At 68.5% G+C, this 1,433-nt stretch carries 3 protein-coding genes; 1 reads left to right on the plus strand and 2 read right to left on the minus strand.

Features of this window, described 5'->3' with window-relative positions; all coding sequences use genetic code 11:
• Window positions 1–255: ATP/GTP-binding protein (locus MQN93_RS43635; protein ID WP_242713910.1), on the plus strand; the 255-nt coding region annotated here is incomplete at its 5' end.
• Between the two features lie 165 nt (window positions 256–420).
• On the opposite strand, the gene MQN93_RS43640 is transcribed toward MQN93_RS43635, so the two are convergent.
• Together MQN93_RS43640 and MQN93_RS43645 are read right to left on the minus strand one after the other, a co-directional pair.
• Window positions 421–615, minus strand: a complete 195-nt coding sequence (locus MQN93_RS43640) for an acyl-CoA carboxylase subunit epsilon (protein ID WP_016432459.1) — start codon at window positions 613–615, stop codon at window positions 421–423.
• 26 nt (window positions 616–641) lie between these two features.
• Window positions 642–1,433 (minus strand): acyl-CoA carboxylase subunit beta (locus MQN93_RS43645; RefSeq protein WP_278191852.1); only part of this gene is annotated, 792 nt, incomplete at its 5' end.

The raw sequence follows: 1,433 nt of genomic DNA on the forward strand, positions 1-1,433 counted from the left end.
ATCGTGCTGGTGGACACCCGGCGTCTCGCCGACTGCTTCCCCGCGGTCGACTACTTCGAGAACTCCGGACTGCCGTTCGTGATCGCGCTCAACGGGTTCGACGGGAATCAGCCGTACAGCCCGGATGAGGTGCGGGAGGCGTTGCAGATCGGGCCGGACACTCCGATCATCACCACCGATGCTCGGCATCGTGCCGACGCTAAGTCGGCGCTCATCACGTTGGTGGAGCACGCTCTCATGGCGCGGTTGCGGTAACCGGTACTGGTTCTTGCGTTTGCGGCTACTGGGCTGCCTCGGATGGTTGTTTGCCGTCTGCGGGCGGCCCAGTGGCTTGTCGCGCAGTTCCCCGCGCCCCTAGGCAAGCGGAAGGGCCCCTCTCTCGCGAGAGGGGCCCTTCCGCTTGCCTAGGCTGCGTTCTGGCTAGCCGTGCCAGCTGTGGGGGGCTCGGAAGCCGCCCTCGCGTTCCAGGCGGCGCCAGGCGGCCTTGGGGCGGCCGGGGTGGGCCTGTACGTCCGACGGGGCGGCCGCGGCGCGGGCCAGGAGGACGGCCGTGATGGCGGCGACTTCCTCGGGCTCGGCGTGGCCCTTCTCGACGCGAATGTCAGGGGTGCTCATAGGTCTCGGTCTCCGTGAGAGAGGTGCTACTGCGGGGGGTTGCCGTGCTTGCGCGACGGCAGGTCCGCGTGCTTGGTCTGCAGCATGGCCAGGGAGCGGATGAGGACCTCGCGGGTCTCGGCCGGGTCGATGACGTCGTCGACCAGGCCGCGCTCGGCCGCGTAGTAGGGGTGCATGAGCTCGGACTTGTACTCCTTGACCATGCGGGCCCGCATGGCCTCGGGGTCCTCGGCGTCGGCGATCTGCCGACGGAAGATGACGTTGGCGGCGCCTTCCGCGCCCATCACGGCGATCTCGTTGGTCGGCCAGGCATAGGTGAGGTCCGCACCGATGGACTGGCTGTCCATGACGATGTAGGCGCCGCCGTAGGCCTTGCGCAGGATCAGGGAGATGCGGGGCACGGTCGCGTTGCAGTAGGCGTAGAGGAGCTTCGCGCCGTGGCGGATGATCCCGCCGTGCTCCTGGTCGACGCCGGGGAGGAAGCCCGGGACGTCCAGGAAGGTGACGATCGGGATATTGAAAGCGTCACACATCTGGACGAAGCGCGCAGCTTTTTCACTGGCCTCGATGTCCAGGACGCCCGCGAGGGACTGCGGCTGGTTGGCGACGATGCCGACCACCTGGCCGTCGAGGCGGGCCAGGGCGCAGATGATGTTGCGGGCCCAGCGCTCGTGGACCTCCAGGTACTCGCCGTCGTCGACGATCTCCTCGATCACCTTGGCCATGTCGTAGGGCCGGTTGCCGTCCGCCGGGACCAGGTCGAGCAGCGTCTCGCTGCGCCGGTCCACCGCGTCCGTGGAGTCGACCCGCGGCGGGTT

It is taken from the genome of Streptomyces spinosisporus (assembly GCF_022698145.1).
Taxonomy (GTDB): Bacteria; Actinomycetota; Actinomycetes; order Streptomycetales; family Streptomycetaceae; genus Streptomyces; species Streptomyces spinosisporus.